This is a genomic window from uncultured Campylobacter sp. (assembly GCF_938017705.1).
Lineage (GTDB): Bacteria > Campylobacterota > Campylobacteria > Campylobacterales > Campylobacteraceae > Campylobacter_B.
This window is the reverse complement of the sequence record NZ_CALIIS010000202.1, coordinates 1-1858: the sequence shown is the minus strand read 5'-3', so window position 1 is coordinate 1858 and position 1858 is coordinate 1. Positions and strand designations below refer to the sequence as shown.

General features: G+C 36.7%; 3 protein-coding genes. 1 reads left to right on the top strand and 2 read right to left on the bottom strand.

Annotation, left to right across the window (positions count from 1 at the left end; all coding sequences use genetic code 11):
* Positions 1-156 precede the first annotated feature (156 nt).
* Together Q0605_RS09150 and Q0605_RS09145 are read right to left on the bottom strand one after the other, a co-directional pair.
* Complete coding sequence (locus Q0605_RS09150) at positions 157-642, bottom strand: hypothetical protein (RefSeq protein ID WP_298706400.1); 486 nt, start codon at positions 640-642, stop codon at positions 157-159.
* Between the two features lie 15 nt (positions 643-657).
* Positions 658-1362: a hypothetical protein gene (locus tag Q0605_RS09145; protein ID WP_298706398.1), complete on the bottom strand. Its 705-nt coding sequence runs from the start codon at positions 1360-1362 to the stop codon at positions 658-660.
* A 152-nt stretch (positions 1363-1514) separates the two neighbouring features.
* Here Q0605_RS09145 and Q0605_RS09140 point away from each other — a divergent pair, with 152 nt between their 5' ends.
* Positions 1515-1760 (top strand): hypothetical protein, encoded by a 246-nt coding sequence (locus Q0605_RS09140; RefSeq protein WP_298706397.1) that lies wholly within the window; start codon positions 1515-1517, stop codon positions 1758-1760.
* Positions 1761-1858 lie beyond the last annotated feature (98 nt).

Genomic DNA, 1858 nt, shown 5'->3' with positions numbered 1-1858 from the left:
GAATAGGCCATATAAACGGGATGCCACTAATAAGACCGCCTATAACTGCGGCGATAATGCTATCGTAGATTTTATACATTCCGATTATAGTATTTATGGCGCCTATTAGATGTGCAATAACTATGCCGATGCCGTTTAAAGCCAGAATAACCTGTTTCATTTTTTATCCTCTTGCTTTGGAGTTTTTATAGTTGAAATATCGATGCTCTCGGTGCTCACCCTGTTTTGTCCCGAAATATATCGAACTAATATTTTTTTACCCTCCATTAGTTGCTTTTGTTGATCTGGGCTTATAAAAAAAGATGCCCTAGTGTTTTTCCCATAATATCCGGACATTATCTCGGCATCTACATCAAAGAATTTATTTTTATCGATCCTTATTCTTATTGCTTGATAGCCAAAATTTCCTTTTGTGTATTCAACAAGAAATCCTTCTATGTTATCGGATATTATGATATACATATCGGTTTTTTGTGGACGTAGCTCTTTTCTCATATGAAAAATATTTATATTAAAAGGTTCGCTCCCGCAGTTTGTCCAATGGAATTTTTCATCGGTCATTTTATCTGCGCTCGCGTATAACTTACATTCTGCAAAGACAAAATTTAGCATCACGCATAAAACCAAAGCGATCTTTTTCATTTTTATACTCTCTTATTACTCAAATTTCGATAGGCTTTTAATTTTTTTTAATCGCCGCAAGGCCCCTTCTTTAAATTCTCTATTTGCATAAGTAAGCATATAGATAAGTTCAATATCAATACTTGGACCTAGAAATTCATGGATATTGCTTCCAAATTTAACAAAAGCAAAATCTTTATCCATATCTCGCCCTCCAAAACTAAGCGATAAATCATGCATCTTTCTTTCGATTTCGTGCGCTGCAGCAAGTATGCTTTGCGGAATTTTTCCACTTTTTTGTATCTCTCTAAGTTTACTCAAATCTATTTGAAATACTTTTGTAAACTCGTCGTTTGTTCTTATAGCAAGGCGCTTTTTTATATCGTCTATATCCTCATATTCGTTATTCGGATCGTTTTCTATTAAGTATCTTGCTTCGCGCACATTTCCGCTCTGCGCGCGCTTTAACATCTCTTCGGGGGCCATCGCGAACCTCGCGTCGTAATTCCCTCCGCTTATATTATTGCCGTTTATAAAGTATCCGCTAGATCCGTTTATATTCATGCTTGCGTTTTTCGGAAATTGCAACTCTATTATCCTACGCCATTTCTGCGGGATATCCTTTCTACTTATCCATCTGTCTATCGATCCTTTCGAAGTATTTAAAGCAACTGCTAGCTCTTCATCGGTTTTTAACCTTAGACGAAATTTTAAATCGTCCAATTCCTCTCTCACCGTCATTTAATGCTCCTTTATAAAAAAGTTATAAAAATACTTGACATTTATATAACTTTTGTTATATAATTAATGCAGAAAATTAAGAAAAATGGTTTTCTTTTTTCAGGACAAAATCACTTAATTATATCAAATCTTTGCGTAAAAGGAGTTAAAAAATGCGCAAGAGTATCGATTTCTACTCTATCGGGGATCGATTGGATCTGATGAGGAGACTTACCAATCAGAGCCTAAACGACGTGATGTCTTTTCTAAGCACGTCTAAATTTATCTATAAAAAGGTTCGCTTTGGTGAGAAGCTTATCCCTTTTGAGTGGGTTATGCGATTTGCCGAAAGATACGGCTTTAGTAGGGATTGGATATACACCGGCGACGGCGAAATTTTTGAGCCGGTCCGCAGGTAGTTCACAAGAGAAGAGGGTTTGTCGTGAATAAAGTAAGCGAAATTTTAACGAGAGCGCGCTTCTTTGCCGGCGTTAAGACCGATGCAGAGCTTAGCGCC